We start from the raw sequence: 17,556 nt of genomic DNA, 5'->3' as shown, positions 1-17,556 counted from the left end.
TCGGTACCCCGGCCCGGCCGCTCAGTACTTCGGGCCGATGTGGGCGTCCATGAGCGCCACGGAGGCCCGCCGGGCGACCGATATGTTGTACGCCTCGGCTCCCCGCCGGGTGACCTTCCACTCCACACCCACCCGGTCCAGGGCGTCGCAGTACAGCCGCCGGATGTCGTCCGACCGGTTGGTGAAGAAGTACCGCGGGTACGTGTAGCGCTTGCGCTCGCCGCCGACCACGCGGGTGGTCCAGTTGGTGATCCGGCAGCCGTCGGAGTGCACCAGCCCGCGGATGAACTCCCACGGGTGCGTGTCGGTGATCTCCCGCTGCCAGGGCTCCAGCTCGATCCGCCGCTCGTGCTTCTTGCCGGGGCCGTGCTGGGGGAAGAGGCACGGCCAGTGCTTGCTGTAGCTCGCCACCATGACGCAGCCCGCCTTGCGCTCCAGGCACACGCCGTTGGCGGGGCGGACCCGGGACAGCGCGTCGCGGCAGGCCGTGATCAGGCCGGGCCAGGCGTCCGCGCAGGCGATGCGCATCGCGTAGACCCCCCGGGGATGCCCGCTGATGCATCCGTCGCCGAGGTAGAGCCCCAGCAGATAGGCGTACGCGACGGGATCGTCGGGAGGGCCGGGCTCCGGTCCGCACCGTGGACACTCCGGCGCGGGCCGCGTGGGATGGAGGCGGGTCCGCCAGGCACGGATCGCCGCCCGGGAGATGCCGGTCTCACGGCTCACGGAGCTGACGCTGCGGCCCTGGCGGACGAGCGCGAGGGCCCGTTCCCGCGTGGCGATGTCATACATGTGTACGAGATTGGGCCACCGCGGGATGTCGCGGGACAATCCGTGGAAAGGTTCACCTTCGCGAGTGAATTACCCTCGCCCGATCGCGACCTTGGAAAAGAAGGAAAAGTGCCCCGGGTCGGATTCGAACCGACACTGTATGGGTTTTGAATCCATTGCCTGCTGCCAATTGGGCTACCGGGGCTTGCGGATCGAAGGTTGGGAGTGACCCGCTGCGCGTCTACTTTACCGCAGCTAGGTAGGCTCAGGGGGCAGCACCTGCCAGGAACGAGGAGCCCCGTGAGCGACACCGAGCTCGACGAGCAGCAGCACATTCCCCCGCACACCACGCGCGTCGTCATCGCCGAGGACGAGGCCCTCATCCGGCTCGACCTCAAGGAGATGCTGGAGGAAGAGGGGTACACGGTCGTCGGTGAGGCGGGGGACGGGGAGACCGCCGTGGCGCTTGCCCAGGAGCACCGCCCCGACCTGGTGATCATGGACGTGAAGATGCCGGTGCTGGACGGGATCTCCGCCGCGGAGCGGATCGCCGCCGACGGCATCGCCCCCGTGCTGATGCTCACCGCCTTCTCCCAGCGGGAGCTGGTGGAGCGGGCCCGGGACGCCGGTGCCATGGCCTACCTGGTGAAGCCGTTCAGCAAGAGCGACGTGGTGCCGGCCATCGAGATGGCGGTGTCCCGGTTCGCGGAGCTGAAGGCGCTGGAGAAGGAGGTCGCCGACCTCGCCCAGCGGCTGGAGACCCGCAAGCTGGTGGACCGGGCCAAGAGCATCCTGCAGACGCAGTACGGGCTGACCGAGCCGGCCGCGTTCCGCTGGATCCAGAAGACGTCGATGGACCGGCGGCTGTCGATGCGGCAGGTCGCCGAGGCGGTCATCGAGGACGCCGAGGAGAAGAAGACCGCCCAGGAGCAGTAGCCGGCCGGCGGCCCGGCGGTGGTACGGAACCGGGGCCCGCCCCACCGTGGACGGCGGTGGTGCGGGCCCCGGCGCGTGTCCGGCGCGGAGGGGTCAGTCCTCGCCCAGGTAGGCCTTGCGCACCGACTCGTCGTGGAGCAGCGACGGCCCGCTGCCGGAGAGGACGATCTTCCCGATCTCCATGACGTGGCCCTGGTCGGCGAGCGAGAGCGCCGCCTGGGCGTTCTGTTCGACCAGCAGGATGGTGGTGCCCTGGGCCTTGAGCGCGGCGATGGTCTCCATGATCTTCTGCATCATGATCGGCGAGAGGCCCATGGAGGGTTCGTCGAGCATCAGCAGCTTCGGGCGGGACATCAGGGCGCGCCCCATGGCGAGCATCTGCTGTTCACCGCCGGAGAGGGTGCCGGCGGCCTGGCCGCGGCGTTCGCCGAGGATGGGGAAGAGGTCGTAGGCCCGCTGGATGTCCTGGGCGATGCCTTCCTTGTCGTTGCGGAGGAAGGCGCCGAGTTCCAGGTTCTCGGCGATGGTGAGCCGGGGGAAGATGTGCCGGCCCTCGGGGGAGTGGGCCAGCCCCATGGCGACGATCTTGTGCGCCGGGACCCCGGTCAGCGGCTTGCCGTCGAAGACCACCGTGCCGCCCAGCGGCTTGAGCAGCCCGGAGAGGGTGCGCAGGGTGGTGGTCTTGCCGGCGCCGTTGGTGCCGATGAGGGTGACCACCTGGCCGGCTTCGACGGTGAACGAGATGCCCTTGACGGCTTCGATCTTGCCGTAGGCGACTCGGAGGTCCTCGACCTCCAGCAGTGCGGTCACTGTCCGTCCTCCGTACCTGGGGTGGTGCTGTCCTGCGGCTCGGCGCCGGCGTCGGCCGGGGCGGTGCCGGCTCCGGTGCGGGGCGTGGCCGGCGGTGTGTCCGTGGCGCCGGTCCCGGTCCCGGCTGCCGGGGCGGTCTCCGCGGGGGTGGTCTTCGCCGCGGGGGGCGGTCTCCCCGGCGGGGTCGCCCGTGGCGGGGGCGCCGCCGGCCGGCGGGCTTTCGACGGGGCTGCCGAGGTAGGCGGCGATGACGCGTTCGTCGGCCTGCACGACGTCCGAGCCGCCCTCGATGAGCTTCTCGCCCTGGACGAGGACGGCGACCCGGTCGCTGAGGTTGAAGATGAAGCGCATGTCGTGCTCGATGACCAGCACGGCGACGCCGCGGTCCCGGATGGCGAAGACCAGTTCCTCGGTGGCCCGGGTCTCCTGGGGGTTCATGCCGGCGGTGGGCTCGTCGAGCAGCAGCAGTCCGGGGTCGCTGGCGAGGGCGCGGGCGATCTCCAGCTTCCGCTGCTCCCCGTAGGGCAGGTTGCGGGAGAGGTGGTCGGCCTTGGCGGCGAGGCCGGTGAACTCCAGCAGTTCCATGGCCCGTTCCCGGGAGGCGGCCTCGGCGCGTTTGAAGCCGGGGCCGCGCAGCAGCGCCGACCAGAGTCCTTCCTTGGTGCGGGTGTGCCGGCCGACCAGCACGTTCTCCAGGACGGTCATGTTGGCGAAGAGCCGGATGTTCTGGAAGGTGCGGGCGATGCCGGCCTGGGTGACCAGGTGGGGTTTGGGCGGCAGGACGGTGCCGCGGTAGCTGACGGTGCCCTCGGTGGGGACGTACAGCCCGGTGAGGCAGTTGAAGAAGGTGGTCTTGCCGGCTCCGTTGGGCCCGATGAGGCCGACGATCTCGCCGGGGCGGACGGTGAGGCTGACCGAGCGGACGGCGGTGAGGCCGCCGAACCGCATGGTGACGCCGGAGGCGTCGAGGAGCGGGGTGGTGTCCTCGGGGGTGGGCGCTGTTGTCGTCATGTCAGGTCACGCCTCCGCCTTGGTGACGCCGACGGTGGCTCCGCCCGGTGCCGTGGTGTCCACGTCGAGCTGGTCGGTCTCGTGGTATTCGAGCTGCTGCCGTCGGTTGGGGATGAGTCCTTCGGGCCGGAAGCGCATGAGGAGGATGAGCGCGACACCGAAGGCGAGGAGCTGGTAGTCCTGGAGGAAGGTCAGCTTCTCGGGGATGAGGAAGAGGAGCGCGGCGCCGAGCAGCGGGCCGCTGATGGTGCCCATGCCGCCGAGGATGACCGCGGCGAGCAGGAACGCGGAGTTGGGGGCGACCGGCCCGGAGAAGACGTACTGCTCGGGGACGACGGTGTACTGGGTGTGGGCCCAGACGGTGCCGGCGATCCCGGCGAGGGTGGCGCCGAGGGCGAACGCGATGAGCTTGAGGCGGAAGCCGTTGATGCCCATGGCGGTGGCGGCGGTCTCGTCCTCGCGGATGGCGACCCAGGCGCGGCCGATGCGGGAGTTCCCGGCCCGGCTGAAGACGGTGACCACCAGGACGGTGACCAGCAGCATCAGCAGGTAGTAGTTGGCGAAGGAGCCGAGTTCGAAGCCGCCGACGGTGTGGGTCTCGCCGAAGTCGTAGCCGAAGATCTTCAGGTCGGGGATGTTGGGGATGCCGTTGGGGCCGTTGGTGACCTTGGGCCCGGAGTCGCCGTCGAGGTTGTTGACCGCGATGCGGAAGATCTCTCCGAAGCCGAGGGTGACGATGGCCAGGTAGTCGCCGCGGAGCCGGAGCGTGGGGGCGCCGATGACGACGCCGAAGACCAGCGCGGCGAGGGCTCCGGCGATGACCGCCGCCCAGAAGGGGAAGTGCACGTCGAGGGTGGAGGCGGTGGAGCCGGAGACCATCGCGGCGGTGTAGGCGCCGACGCCGAGGAAGGCGACGTACCCCAGGTCCAGCAGGCCTGCGAGGCCGACGACCACGTTGAGGCCGAGGGCGACGGTGGCGAAGATGAGGATGTTCACGCCGAGCTGGAGGTACTGGTCGTCGCTCTGGGTGAAGGGGAAGGCGGCCGCTGCGGCGAAGGCGGCGGCGAGGGTGGCGGTGCGGTGCTTGTGGGTGAGTGCGGACAGCCGCGCGATCAGGCCGCACCGGACGAGGGCGGCGACCGCGAAGCCGACGGTGATGAGGTAGCCGATGAACTCCTCGCTGTCCTCGTCGTCGATGTCGATGCCGTACGTCAGCGCCTGGAGGGCGAGGGCGAAGGCGACGACGATGAGGAGGATCTCGATCCAGGAGGGCAGCTCGCGGGGGCGTGCGGCGAGCCGGGTGTCGTCCGGGATCAGGAAGGCGGCCGCGACGGGTACCGCGGAGGCCACGGCGGCGACGTACCCGCCCGGTTCGAGGTTGACCACGCCGCCGAGGTCGACGGCGATGGCGACCACGGTGAACCAGGTGGTGCCGAACGCGCCGAGGGCGGCGAGCCGGAGGGCGCCGGTGGCCCCGGTGGGGGCCAGGACGCGCAGGCCCTTGAGGCCGAGCGAGGCGAGCGCCAGCAGGGTGGTGAGGAGGCCCGCGACGAGGGTGAGGATCTGCAGGCCGGCGGGGTAGCCGTAGTAGGTGAGGTCGCCGGGGAACTCGGAGGTCCAGGTCCAGGCGAGCATGGTGCTGCCGGCGGTGGCGACTCCGCCCGCCGCGGCGACGGCGCGCCAGAGGGTGGCGCGTCCGGCGGGGCCGGTCTGCCCGGCGGCGGTGGCGGTCTTCTGGGTGCTCATGTGCGTCACTCCCTCAGGCCCGGTCCGCCACGCGTTCCCCGAGCAGGCCCTGTGGCCTGACGAGGAGGACGACGATGAGCAGCGTGAAGGCCCAGACGTCCTTCCAGGCGCCGCCGCCGAGCTGCTCCATGCCGGGGATGTCCTCGATGTAGCGGATGGCGAGGGCCTCGGCGACGCCGAGGACGACGCCGCCGAGCATGGCTCCGTAGATGTTGCCGATGCCGCCGAGGACGGCCGCGGTGAACGCCTTGAGGCCGGCGATGAAGCCCATCTCGAAGTTGATCTGGCCGTACTTCAGGCCGTGGGCGGTGGCGGCGACGGCGGCGAAGGCCCCGCCGATGGCGAAGGCCATGACGATGATGCGGTCGGTGTCGATGCCCATGAGCTTGGCGGTGTCGGGGTCCTGGGCGGTGGCCTGCATGGCCCGTCCGGAGCGGCTCTTGGAGACGAACATGCCGAGGGCGAACATGCACAGCGGGGCGGCGACGAGGAGGAACAGGTCGCCGCGCTGGATGTGCAGGTCCTCGTAGATCCGGAAGGATTCGCCCTCGAACTGGGGGAAGGAGCGGGGCTTCTTGGCGTCGGGGTAGAACGCCCAGATGACCTGCTGGAGGGCGATGGAGAGCCCGATCGCGGTGATGAGGGGGGCGAGCCGGGGGGCTCCGCGCAGGGGTCGGTAGGCGAATCGTTCCGCGGCGGTGGCGACGCCGACGGAGGCGATGACGCCGCCGATGAGCATCAGGGGTATCGCCAGGGAGAGGGCGGTTCCGCCGGGGAGCCAGAGGTAGATGGTGAGGGCGCCGAAGCCCCCGATCATGAAGATCTCGCCGTGGGCGAAGTTGATGAGCTGGACGATGCCGTAGACCATGGTGTACCCGATGGCGATCAGGCCGTAGAGCGCGCCGAGGGTCAGGCCGTTGACCAGCGTTTGCGGCAGTTCGTGCACCGCAGGGCCTCCGATGAGCGTGTCGGATATGACTCCGCGCGAGGGCGCTGGTGGCACCCTCGCGCGGATGGTTCAGGTGGTGCGGGGCGAGGCCGTCGGCGTCACTCCTTGAAGGTGGCGCTCTTCTCGGTCGTCCACTTGCCGTTCTTGACCTTGTAGACGGTGAGCTGCTTGTTGGTGGTGTCGCCGTACTCGTCGAAGGAGACGGTGCCGGTCACGCCGTCGAAGGAGACCTCGCCGAGGGCCTTGACCACCTTGGCGCGGGCGTCGTCGGGGAGCTTGCCGTCGTTCTCCTGGACCACGGCCTTGACGGCCTGGATGATCGCCCAGGCGGCGTCGTAGGAGTAGCCGCCGTAGGCCGCGTAGGGGTCCTGGTAGCCCTGGGCCTGGTAGTTCTTGATGAAGTTCCGGGCGGATTCGAGTTCTTCGACGGGGTAGCCGACGGAGGTGGCGAGGTCGCCGTCGTTCTTCTCACCGGACGCCTTGATGAAGGCGGGGTCGTAGATGCCGTCGCCGCCCATGGTGGGGATGTCGGCGCCGGCCTTCTTGATCTGGTCGGACAGCAGTCCGCCCTCGGGGTACTGGCCGCCGAAGTAGACCGAGTCGGCGCCGGACGACTTGACCTTGTCGGCGATGCCGGAGAAGTCGGTCTCCTTGACGGTGAGGTGGTCGGTGCCGACGACCTTGCCGCCGAGGCGCTCGAACTCCTCGGCGAAGATCGAGGCGAGGCCCGCGCCGTAGGTCTGCTTGTCGTCCACCACGAAGACCTTCCGCTTCTTGGCGTCCTTGTAGTAGTACTGCGCGGCGAAGCGGCCCTGGATGATGTCGGTGGTCGCGGTGCGGAAGTAGGTGTCGAAGGGACGATTCTTCTCGCCCTTGGCCCAGCCGTCGCCCTGGCTGAGCGCGGGGTTGGTGTTCGCCGGGGAGACCTGGGCGAGGTCGGCCTTGGCGAAGACGCCCTGCATGGACTGGGAGACGCCGGAGTTGAGCGGGCCGACGACGCCGAGGACGTCCTCGTCGCCGACGAGCTTGGTGGCGTTCTGCTGGCCGGAGGCCGGGACGGCCTTGTCGTCGTAGGAGGCGATCTTGAAGGTGACGCCGGGGACCTCGTTGTTCTTGTTGGCCGTTCTGGCGGCGAGGTCCACGGAGTTCTTGATGCCTTGGCCGAGGGCAGAGAGGGAGCCGGTCAGCGGGGCGTCGACCCCGATGACCACCGTGATGTTCCCGCCGCCGCTCTCGTCGTTCTTGTCCTTGTCCCGCGATCCGCAGGCGGAGAGGGTGAGCGCCCCGGCGGTGATCGCGGTGGTGAGTATGAGCAAGGAACGGTGTCGCACGGTGAGTCCTTTCCCTGGCGCGGCCCTCTGCTGAGGTGCCGGACGCTCGCCGGACGGCGGTGGATCACGTGGTGAAGAAATGGTGTGCGGCCCGGCCGCGTGGTGACTGGCCGTGACTCTAAGGGCGGGGGTGGGGCCAGGGGCAGAGGTACGGACCCGGATGTGACTCTCTTGTTATGACCGGGCCCCTCGATGGCCGTTTGTGTAGCTGTTCCGAGAGGACAAAAGCGACGTAACCGGGCCATTGATCATGTCCAGGAGGTGAGAACTCGCAGTTCCGCTAAGGAGTCGCAGGCCGTTTGACTGCTTACGGAGCCGGCGCGGCCGACGGTGGCGGCCGAAAAGATGTGTCGTACATCTCAACAAGAGATGAAGATCGTCTTCAGGATTTTTTCGATGTGACGGACCGTAGTCGCCGTCGGGTTTACAAGATCATCACCGGTCACGGCGCGCGCGGCCCGCGGACCGGCGCCACCGTGCGCGCGGGCGCGCCGGCGCGCCACCCCCGCGCCCGGCCACCTCTCCCACCTCGGATGATCAGGTCCGGCGCGGCGGGCGGCCGTCGGCACAGCCGTGGCGTACCGGCCCCGGCCGCGGCGGGCGGCGGCGGACGGTGTGGCGGCACGCACCGTGGCGGGCGCGGGCGGCCGGCCCGGCGGGTCGCCGGCGCGGCACCCGACGCGGAGGCGTCAAAAGGCGTATCAGGAACGGCAATTGACGGCATGACGGCATGGCGGAATGACGGCATGACGGCGCGACGACGGGAGTGGCGGCGCGGGGAGCCGGCGCGAGGGTGACGTCGAAGGCCCGGTGCGGCACGCGGCACCGGGAGGCCGGCGCGGGAGGCCGGTCAGGGCGTGGCGGTCCGCGGCCGGCGCGGAGTGTGACCGGTGCGGGGTGCGGCCCGGGCCGGGGACGTGGTGGTGGCACGGGCCGGCCGCCCGGGCGGCCGGTGCCCGGGCGGCCGGTGCCCGGGCGGCCGGCCGGCGAGGCTCAGGGGAGCTTCACGAACGGCGCGAGGAAGGCCCGCGCGCCGGGGGTGTCCAGCCGGTACGTCACATTGGTGGCGTAGCAGGGGGTGTCACCGGTGATGGTGGTGGAGACCAGCAGCCGTTCACCGTTCACGGTGGCGAAGTTGGGGCCGCCGGAGTCGCCGTAGCAGGCGCCGCCGTTGCCCTGCGGCGCGGTCATCGACAGCCGGATCCAGGCGTCGTTGAGGGCGTTGAAGGTGGTGGGTGCCTTCATCCGGACGCCGCCGCCGGGGTGGGTGTGGCCGCCGGGCCCGCGCTGCGCCTCCTGGGTGCCGTAGCCGGCCACGGTGAAGCCGGCGCCGTTGAGGCCCTGCGGGCCGAGCCGGTCGAAGAGGCCGGCGGCGGGCAGGGTGGCCGGGGTGAAGGACCAGCGGGCCTTCATGGCGGCCGGGTCCACCTCCACCACGGCGATGTCGTGGGTGTCGGAGGCCGGGCCGGGGTACGCCGGGTGGCTGTGGGCGGTGCCGGGGACCGCCACGGCCCGGGCGACGGCGGCGGGGTCGCCGGGGTGCTGTTCGGCGGCGCGGTCCAGGCCGGCCTGGACGTCCTGGTCGAGGGAGACGTGGAAGCGTACGTTCTCCGGCCAGTCGGTGGTGCAGTGGGCGGCGGTGAGGAAGGTGCCGGAGTCCACCATGGTGCCGGAGCAGACCCAGTCCACCCGGTCCGGGGTGCCGGGGTCACCGTCGTCGTCCCAGGTGGCGACGAGGGCGCCGACCTCGGTGCGTTCGGGCGCCGGGGTGGCGTTGTACGAGTTGACGGCGGCGGCCGGGAGCTGTGTGCCCAGGGCGAGGACGGCGGCCCCGGCGGCTGCGACGGCGGCGCGCCGGCCGGTGTTTCCCATGCGTATGGCCCGCAAGAAGACTCCTTCGTGAGGCACGTCCACAGTGCTGCCCGAGCACGGTGGTGCCGGGCGGGGACGTGTAGCCCGGCATTGAAGCGTGCCGGCGGGGGCGGGGGGAAGAGTCGGTACGCGATTCGCCCCGTCGCCCGCGGGTGGTTCTCCCGCCGCCCGCCGGCCGTTCCTCCCGGCCGTCACTCGGGCCGTCGCAACCGGTCGCCGTCCCTGCCGCCCACCGGCGGGCCCGCGGTCGCCGCCGGCATCCCCCGGGCCGTCCCCGCCCGTCGCCCGCCGGCGGGCCGGTCGGTCCTGGGTCGTTCCGGTCCGTTCCCCGTTGCCGCCCGCGGGCGGCCGGCGGTCAGCCGGCGGTGGGGGTGCCGGACCGCTCCGGGCCCTGTCCCGTGCCGCCGGGGGCGGCGTCGCGGAGCAGGCAGGTCAGCCGTGCGGTGCACACCCGGCGGTCCTGCTCGTCGCTGATCACGATCTCGTAGGTGGCGGTGGAGCGGCCCCGGTGGACGGGGGTGGCGACGCCGGTGACCAGCCCGGAGCGGACGCCGCGGTGGTGGGTGCAGTTGAGGTCGACACCGACCGCGATCCGGGTGCTGCCGCCGTGCAGCATGGCGCCGACCGAGCCGAGGGTCTCGGCGAGCACCGCCGAGGCGCCGCCGTGCAGCAGCCCGTACGGCTGGGTGTTGCCCTCCACCGGCATGGTGCCCACCACCCGCTCGGGGGCGGCCTCCAGGATGCGCACGCCCATCCGCTCGCCGAGGCTGCCGGCGGAGAACAGCGCGGGCAGATCGACGCCGAGCGCCGCGTACTCGTCGATGACCTCCTGCGGGAACTTCACGCTGGTCTGCTCGCCCATGGGTCCGGCTCCGTTCGTCTGGCTGTCGTGGGCACCGTCTTATCAGGACGCGGCCCGGACGATCAGGCGGGGGTGACCGGCTCCAGGCGGACGACCAGCGACTTGCTCGCCGGGGTGTTGCTGGTGTCGGCGGTGGCGTCCAGCGGGACCAGCACGTTGGTCTCGGGGTAGTAGGCGGCGGCGCAGCCGCGGGCGGTGGGGTAGTGCACCACCCGGAAGCCGGGCGCGCGCCGCTCGGTGCCGTCGGTCCACTCGCCGACGAGGTCGGCGTACGCGCCGTCCGCGAACCCCAGCGCGGCGGCGTCGTCGGGGTGCACCAGGACGACCCGCCGGCCGCCCTTGATGCCGCGGTAGCGGTCGTCGAGGCCGTAGACGGTGGTGTTGTACTGGTCGTGCGAGCGGAGTGTCTGCAGCAGCAAACGTCCCTCGGGTACCCGCGGGTACTCCACCTCCGCGGCGGTGAAGTTCGCCTTGCCGGTGGCGGTGGGGAAGCGCCGCTCGTCGCGGGGGGCGTGCGGCAGGGCGAAGCCGCCGGGGACGGCGACGCGGGCGTTGAAGTCCTCGAAGCCGGGGATCACCCGGGCGATGCGGTCCCGGACGGCCGCGTAGTCGTCGGCGAACTCCTCCCACGGGGTGCGGCTGCCGGGGAGCACCCGCCGGGCGAGCCGGCAGACGATGGCGGGCTCGGAGAGCAGTTCGGGGCCGGCCGGGGCGAGCCGCCCGCGGGAGGCGTGCACCATGCCCATGGAGTCCTCGACGGTGACGGACTGGGCCCGGCCGCCGCGGATGTCGCGCTCGGTGCGGCCGAGGGTGGGCAGGATCAGGGCGCGGGCGCCGGTCACCACGTGGGAGCGGTTGAGCTTGGTGGAGACGTGCACGGTCAGCCGGGCCCTGCGCATGGCGGCCTCGGTGACCTCGGTGTCGGGGGAGGCGGCGACGAAGTTCCCGCCCATGGCGAAGAAGACCTTGGCCCGGCCGTCGCGCAGGGCGCGGATGGCACGGACCACGTCCAGGCCGTGCTCGCGCGGCGGGGCGAAGCCGAACTCGCGCTCCAGCGCGTCGAGGAAGGCCGGGTCGGGCCGTTCGAAGATGCCCATGGTGCGGTCGCCCTGCACGTTGCTGTGGCCGCGCACCGGGCAGACCCCGGCGCCGGGGCGTCCGACGTTGCCGCGCAGCAGCAGGAAGTTGACCACCTCGCGGATGGTGGGGACGGCGTGCTTGTGCTGGGTGAGGCCCATCGCCCAGCAGACGATGGTGCGGCGGGAGGCGAGCACCATGCGCGCCGCCGCTTCGATCTCGTCGCGGGTCAGGCCGGTGGCGCGGAGCGTCTCGTCCCAGTCGGCGGCGCGGGCCGCCGCCGCGTACTCCTCGAAGCCGTGGGTGTGCTCGCGGACGAACGCCTCGTCCACGGCGCCGGGGTCCTCCTCGGCCGCCTCCAGGACGCGCTTGCCCAGGGCCCGGAAGAGCGCCTGGTCGCCGCCGATGCGGATCTGCAGGAACAGGTCGGTCAGGGGGGTGCCGCCGCCGGCCAGGCCGCGCGGGGTCTGCGGGTTCTTGAACCGTTCCATGCCCGCCTCGGGCAGCGGGTTGACGGTGATGATCCGGGCGCCGTTGCCCTTGGCCTTCTCCAGCGCGGAGAGCATCCGGGGGTGGTTGGTGCCCGGGTTCTGCCCGGCGACGATGATCAGGTCGGCCCGGTACAGGTCGTCCAGGAGCACGCTGCCCTTGCCGACGCCGAGGGTCTCGGTGAGCGCCGAGCCGGACGACTCGTGGCACATGTTGGAGCAGTCCGGCAGGTTGTTGGTGCCGAACTCGCGGGCGAAGAGCTGGTAGAGGAAGGCGGCCTCGTTGCTGGTGCGGCCGGAGGTGTAGAAGACGGCCTCGTCGGGGGAGTCCAGCGCCCGGAGTTCCTCGGCGATGATGTCGAAGGCCCGGTCCCAGCCGATGGGCCGGTAGGTGTCGGAGCCCTCCTCCAAATACATGGGGTGGGTGAGCCGGCCCTGCTGGCCGAGCCAGTAGCCGCTGCGGGTGGCCAGCTCGGACACCGGGTGGGCGGCGAAGAAGGCGGGGGTGACCCGGCGCAGCGTCGCCTCCTCGGCGACGGCCTTGGCGCCGTTCTCGCAGAATTCCGCGGTGTGCGGCTTGTCCGGCTCCGGCCAGGCGCAGCCGGGGCAGTCGAAGCCGTCCTTCTGGTTGACCCGCAGCAGGGTGAGCACGCTGCGGGTGACGCCCATCTGCTGCTGGGCCATGCGCACGGTGTGGGCGATGGCGGGCAGTCCGGCGGCGGCGTGCTGCGGGGCGCCCACCTCGGGCGCGTCCTGCACCGGGTCTCCTGCGGGCGGCTTGGCTGCCATGGCGTTCTCCCTCGTGCGGTCGTCGGCCCCCGGGGCCCGTCGGCGTGCGGTGGCGGGCCGGGCGGGCGGGTCCGGCCCCGCCGCCGATCCTGTCACGGACCCGCGGCGGCCGTCCCGCCCGGCCCGGCGCGTGGACCGGATTGTCGGTGCGGCGTGGCAGGATCGGAGCGTGGCAGAGAAAGCATCGAAGCAGACCGATCCCAGCGTCCGGAGCGCGCCGCGGGCCGAGCAGTCCGACCCGGGCGAGCGGCCCCGGCTGATGCTGCTGGACGGGCACTCGCTGGCGTACCGGGCGTTCTTCGCGCTGCCCGCGGAGAACTTCAACACCACCACCGGGCAGACGACGAACGCGATCTACGGGTTCGCGTCGATGCTGGCGAACACGCTCCGTGACGAGCAGCCCACGCATCTGGCGGTCGCCTTCGACGTCTCCCGCAAGACCTGGCGCTCGGAGCGGTTCACCGAGTACAAGGCGAACCGCTCCACCACCCCGGACCAGTTCAAGGGGCAGGTCGAGCTGATCGGCGAGCTGCTGGACTCGATGAACGTGCCCCGGTTCGCGGTGGACGGGTACGAGGCGGACGACGTGATCGCCACGCTGGCCACCCAGGCCGAGGCCGCCGGGTTCGAGGTCCTCGTCGTCACCGGTGACCGGGACTCCTTCCAGCTGGTCAGCGACCACGTCACGGTGCTGTACCCGACCAAGGGGGTCTCCGAGCTGACCCGGTTCACCCCGGCGAAGGTGGAGGAGAAGTACGGGCTCACCCCGCGGCAGTACCCCGATTTCGCGGCGCTGCGCGGCGACCCGTCGGACAACCTGCCCGGCATCCCCGGGGTGGGGGAGAAGACCGCCGCGAAGTGGATCAACCAGTTCGGGTCGTTCGCGGAGCTGGTGGAGCGGGCGGACGAGGTCAAGGGCAAGGTCGGCGAGAAGCTCCGGGAGCACCTGGAGTCGGTGAAGCTCAACCGGGAGCTGACCGAGCTGGTGCGGGACGTGGCGCTGCCGGTGGGCCCGGAGGGGCTGCGGCGCGCCCCCTACGACCGGCAGGCGCTGTCGGTGATCCTGGACGCGCTGGAGTTCCGCCACCAGAACTTCCGCGACCGGCTGATGGCGGCCGACCCCGGTGAGACGGAGGCGGAGGCCCCGCCGGCGGCCGGGGTCGCGGTGGACGGCGTGGCGCTGGGCGCCGGTGAGCTGGCGCCGTGGCTGGCCGAGCACGGCGGCGCGCCGCTGGGGCTGGCCACCGTCCACGCCTGGGCGCTGGGCAGCGGCAGCGTGAGCGAGATCGCCCTGGCGACGGCCGGCGGCCCGGCCGCCTGGTTCGACCCGGCCACCCTGGACGAGGCGGACGAGCGGGCCTTCGCCGGCTGGATCGCCGACCCCGCCCGGCCGAAGGTGCTGCACGACGCCAAGGGGGTGATGCGGGTCTTCGCCGAGCACGGCTGGACGGTGGCCGGCGTCACCATGGACACCGCGCTCGCCGCCTACCTGGTCAAGCCCGGCCGCCGCTCGTTCGCGCTGGACGCGCTGTCGGTGGAGTACCTGGGCCGGGAGCTGGCGCCGGCCGCGGCGGACAGCGGCCAGCTGGCCTTCGGCGCCGACGAGCAGGCCGAGCAGGACGCGCTGATGACGCAGGCGCGCGCGGTGCTCGACCTGGGCGCGGCCTTCGAGCAGCGGCTGGCCGAGGTGGGCGCCGCGGAGCTGCTGCGGGACGTCGAACTGCCCACCTCCGCGCTGCTGGCCCGGATGGAGCGGGCGGGCATCGCCGCCGACCGGGCCTGGCTGGACCGGATGGAGCAGCAGTTCGCCGCGGCGGTGCAGCAGGCGGTGCGGGAGGCGCACGCCTCGGTGGGCCACGAGTTCAACCTGGGCTCGCCCAAGCAGCTCCAGGAGGTCCTCTTCGGGGAGCTGTCGCTGCCGAAGACGAAGAAGACCAAGACCGGTTACACCACCGACGCGGACGCGCTCGCCTGGCTGGCGGGCCAGACCGAGCACGAGCTGCCGGTGATCATGCTGCGGCACCGGGAACAGGCCCGGCTGCGCTCCACCGTCGAGGGGCTGATCAAGACGATCGCGCCGGGCGGGCGGATCCACACCACCTTCAACCAGACCGTGGCGGCGACCGGCCGGCTGTCGTCGACCGACCCCAACCTGCAGAACATCCCGGTGCGCACCGACGAGGGGCGGGCGATCCGGCGGGGTTTCGTGGTCGGTGAGGGGTACGAGTCCCTGCTGACCGCGGACTACAGCCAGATCGAGCTGCGGGTGATGGCGCACCTGTCCGAGGACGAGGGCCTGATCGAGGCGTTCACCTCCGGCGAGGACCTGCACACCACGGTGGCCTCGCAGGTGTTCTCGGTGGCGAAGTCCGAGGTCGACCCGGAGATGCGCCGCAAGATCAAGGCGATGTCCTACGGCCTGGCGTACGGGCTCTCCGCGTTCGGGCTCTCCCAGCAGCTGAACATCTCGCCGGACGAGGCGCGGAAGCTGATGGACACCTTCTTCGAGCGGTTCGGCGGGGTGCGGGACTACCTCCAGCGGGTGGTGGAGGAGGCGCGGGCCACCGGCTACACCGAGACGATGCTCGGCCGCCGCCGCTATCTGCCCGACCTCAACAGCGACAACCGGCAGCGCCGGGAGATGGCCGAGCGGATGGCGCTCAACGCCCCGATCCAGGGCACCGCCGCGGACATCGTCAAGGTGGCCATGCTCAAGGTGGACGAGGCGCTGCGGGGCGATGGGCTCTCCTCCCGGCTGCTGCTTCAGGTGCACGACGAGATCGTGCTGGAGATCGCTCCCGGTGAGAGGGAACGCGTCGAGGAACTGGTGCGTCAGGAGATGTCGGGAGCGGTGTCTCTCCGGGCACCCCTGGACGTGTCGATCGGGCACGGTCCGGACTGGGAATCGGCGGCCCACTGACGGCGCGAACGGGCGGTGGCTGGGGGCGGCGAGTTGTCGTAGTGTCACGAGCGTTGTTGCGGCGGGGAGCGCGCACGGCGCCCGACGGGAGGGGAATGCAGCATGGCAGCGCACTACGGTCGGCGGCTTCGCAAGCGGGCCGCCACGACGGCGGTGGCGGCGGTCGCGATGGCCGCCCTCACCGCCTCGCAGGCGCCCGGCTTCGCCGGTACACCGAACCGGGAGCGGGAGGCGGCCGGCGGGTCCGGCGCCTCGGCCCCGCCCGGCACGCCGATCGACGGTGGCTCCCCCTACCACACCGACCTCCCGCCGCTGGTCAGGCCGGACCGGCCGGACGCCTCGGCGGATCTGCCCGGGGGGCCGGGTGACAGCCCCGGCCGGGGCCCGCTGATCGCCACCGGCCCCGCCGAGCGGGGCATACCGGCGACGGTGCTCGACGCCTACAAGCGGGCCGAGGCGAGCCTGCGGGAGTCCAACCCCGGGTGCAACCTCCCCTGGCAGCTGCTCGCCGCCATCGGCAAGGTGGAATCGGGCCAGGCGCGCGGCGGTGCGGTGGACGCCGACGGCACCACCTTCACCCCGATCCTGGGCCCCCAGCTGAACGGCGTCGGGTTCGCCAACATCACCGACACCGACGGCGGGGCGTACGACGGGGACACCACCCACGACCGTGCCGTGGGCCCCATGCAGTTCATCCCCTCCACCTGGGCGGGCTGGGGCCGGGACGGCAACGGCGACGGCGTGCGGAACCCCAACAACATCTACGACGCCGCGCTCGCCGCCGGGAGTTACCTGTGCGCGGGGGGCCGAGACCTGTCCGACCCGGCCGACCTGGACCGCGCGATCCTGGGCTACAACCCGTCCCGGGAGTACCTGCGGACGGTCCTGTCCTGGTTCGAGTACTACAAGACGGGCACCCACGAGGTCCCGGACGGCGCCGGAACGCCCTCCCGGCGCGACCCGGCGGACGCCGGCGAGGGCAGGAACCCGGGCAAGCCCGGCGGTACCTCCGACAAGCCCGGCAAGAAGCCGGACAAGAACGAGGGCAACGAAGGGAAGCCCGGCAAGCCGGACCGGCCGGAGCCCCCGGCCGGCGGATCCGGGGGCGGCGACAAGCCCGCGCCCGAGCCGACCAGATCCCCGAGCCCCCGAGGCGCCCGCCCCGGTGTCCGCCCTGGCGGTCGTCGGGGAGACCACCTCACCGCGGAGGCGGGCGAGGAGTTCGCCCTCTCCCCGCGGGTGCGGGCCCGTACCGCCACCGGCAAGCCGGTCTCCGGGGTGGCCGTGCGGTACGAGATCGTCGGCGAGACCGACACCCGGTTCGCCGGCAACGTCCGCCGGGCCGTCGTGGTCACCGGCGAGGACGGGGTCGCCGTCGCGCCCCGGCTGCGGGCGGGGGAGCGGACGGGCGAGTTCACCGTGCGCGCCACCGCGCCGGGCCGGAACCTCCCCGCGGTGGACTTCGCCTCCACCGTCACCGCCCCGCCGGTTCCCGGGGCGGACACGCTGGCGCGGACCGACACCGAGGTGCTCCGGGCCACCGCCGGGGCCGAGTTCACCGCCCCGCTCAGCGTCCTGGCGACCGCCGAGGGACGGCCGGTGGCGGGTGTCCCGGTCACCGCGACCATGATCACCTCGGACGCGGTCAACCCCGCGCAGAACACCGCCGGTCCGTACTTCAAGGGAGCCGACGGCAACCCGCTGCGGGTGCTGGAGGGGCTGAAGACCGACGCCCAGGGCCGGCTGACGCTGCCGCAGATCTTCGCCGACGACCAGACCGGCACCTTCCGGCTCCGGCTCACCACGGCCGACGGGACGGTCCTCGTGGTGGACCTGCTCGTCACCGCGCCCACCGCCGGCTGACCGCCCGCCGGCCGGACTCTCGCCGGTCCGCCGACCGGGCATCGCCGGCGGCCCGGCCGCGGAGCACGGCCCGGACCCCGCGGGGTCCGGGCCGTCGCCCGTGGTCTTGTGGCGGGTTCCCGTGCCGTCCG

General features: G+C 72.3%; 10 protein-coding genes, 1 tRNA gene and 2 pseudogenes. 3 read left to right on the top strand and 10 right to left on the bottom strand.

What is annotated here, in order from left to right:
• Positions 1-21 precede the first annotated feature (21 nt).
• Together IHE55_RS05800 and IHE55_RS05795 are read right to left on the bottom strand one after the other, a co-directional pair.
• Positions 22-792: a transposase gene (locus IHE55_RS05800; protein ID WP_197988048.1), complete on the bottom strand. Its 771-nt coding sequence runs from the start codon at positions 790-792 to the stop codon at positions 22-24.
• A gap of 109 nt (positions 793-901) precedes the next feature.
• Positions 902-976: transfer RNA gene (locus IHE55_RS05795), tRNA-Leu, on the bottom strand.
• Positions 977-1,071: 95 nt separating this feature from the next.
• Between IHE55_RS05795 and IHE55_RS05790 the strand changes: the two genes are divergently transcribed.
• A complete protein-coding gene (locus IHE55_RS05790) occupies positions 1,072-1,707 on the top strand; it encodes an ANTAR domain-containing response regulator (RefSeq protein WP_197988047.1) in 636 nt (211 codons plus the stop codon).
• Between the two features lie 93 nt (positions 1,708-1,800).
• Here the strand turns inward: IHE55_RS05790 and IHE55_RS30780 are convergent.
• The 8 genes and pseudogenes from IHE55_RS30780 to IHE55_RS05755 all read right to left on the bottom strand — a co-directional run.
• Positions 1,801-2,445 (bottom strand): annotated as a pseudogene (locus tag IHE55_RS30780) (ABC transporter ATP-binding protein); the annotation flags it as partial.
• A gap of 237 nt (positions 2,446-2,682) precedes the next feature.
• Positions 2,683-3,528 (bottom strand): annotated as a pseudogene (locus tag IHE55_RS30775) (ABC transporter ATP-binding protein); the annotation flags it as partial.
• A 6-nt stretch (positions 3,529-3,534) separates the two neighbouring features.
• Positions 3,535-5,274, bottom strand: a complete 1,740-nt coding sequence (locus IHE55_RS05780) for a branched-chain amino acid ABC transporter permease (protein ID WP_197988045.1) — start codon at positions 5,272-5,274, stop codon at positions 3,535-3,537.
• Between the two features lie 13 nt (positions 5,275-5,287).
• Positions 5,288-6,220 carry a branched-chain amino acid ABC transporter permease gene (locus tag IHE55_RS05775; RefSeq protein WP_197988044.1) on the bottom strand — a complete coding sequence of 311 codons (933 nt, stop codon included), beginning with the start codon at positions 6,218-6,220 and terminating at the stop codon, positions 5,288-5,290.
• A gap of 101 nt (positions 6,221-6,321) precedes the next feature.
• On the bottom strand, positions 6,322-7,554 hold the full coding sequence (locus IHE55_RS05770; RefSeq protein ID WP_197988043.1) for a branched-chain amino acid ABC transporter substrate-binding protein: 1,233 nt from the start codon (positions 7,552-7,554) through the stop codon (positions 6,322-6,324).
• Between the two features lie 993 nt (positions 7,555-8,547).
• On the bottom strand, positions 8,548-9,441 hold the full coding sequence (locus IHE55_RS05765) for a trypsin-like serine protease (protein WP_232265463.1): 894 nt from the start codon (positions 9,439-9,441) through the stop codon (positions 8,548-8,550).
• A gap of 340 nt (positions 9,442-9,781) precedes the next feature.
• Positions 9,782-10,288 carry a PaaI family thioesterase gene (locus IHE55_RS05760; protein WP_197988042.1) on the bottom strand — a complete coding sequence of 169 codons (507 nt, stop codon included), beginning with the start codon at positions 10,286-10,288 and terminating at the stop codon, positions 9,782-9,784.
• 62 nt (positions 10,289-10,350) lie between these two features.
• Positions 10,351-12,642: an FdhF/YdeP family oxidoreductase gene (locus IHE55_RS05755; RefSeq protein WP_197988041.1), complete on the bottom strand. Its 2,292-nt coding sequence runs from the start codon at positions 12,640-12,642 to the stop codon at positions 10,351-10,353.
• A 169-nt stretch (positions 12,643-12,811) separates the two neighbouring features.
• On the opposite strand from IHE55_RS05755, the gene polA reads away from it, so the two are divergent.
• Complete coding sequence (polA, locus tag IHE55_RS05750; RefSeq protein ID WP_372442630.1) at positions 12,812-15,562, top strand: DNA polymerase I; 2,751 nt, start codon at positions 12,812-12,814, stop codon at positions 15,560-15,562.
• A gap of 102 nt (positions 15,563-15,664) precedes the next feature.
• On the top strand, positions 15,665-17,425 hold the full coding sequence (locus IHE55_RS05745; protein WP_197988040.1) for a lytic transglycosylase: 1,761 nt from the start codon (positions 15,665-15,667) through the stop codon (positions 17,423-17,425).
• Positions 17,426-17,556: the final 131 nt, after the last annotated feature.

Source organism: Streptomyces pactum, from assembly GCF_016031615.1.
In the GTDB taxonomy this organism is placed as follows: domain Bacteria; phylum Actinomycetota; class Actinomycetes; order Streptomycetales; family Streptomycetaceae; genus Streptomyces; species Streptomyces pactus.
This window is presented reverse-complemented; position numbering and strand designations above follow the sequence as displayed.

Coding starts and splice junctions, on each gene's coding strand:
- IHE55_RS05800 (WP_197988048.1), bottom strand. CDS start 792: ATGTATGACATCGCCACGCGGGAACGGGCCCTCGCGCTCGTCCGCCAG.
- IHE55_RS05780 (WP_197988045.1), bottom strand. CDS start 5,274: ATGAGCACCCAGAAGACCGCCACCGCCGCCGGGCAGACCGGCCCCGCC.
- IHE55_RS05760 (WP_197988042.1), bottom strand. CDS start 10,288: ATGGGCGAGCAGACCAGCGTGAAGTTCCCGCAGGAGGTCATCGACGAG.
- IHE55_RS05755 (WP_197988041.1), bottom strand. CDS start 12,642: ATGGCAGCCAAGCCGCCCGCAGGAGACCCGGTGCAGGACGCGCCCGAG.
- IHE55_RS05745 (WP_197988040.1), top strand. CDS start 15,665: ATGGCAGCGCACTACGGTCGGCGGCTTCGCAAGCGGGCCGCCACGACG.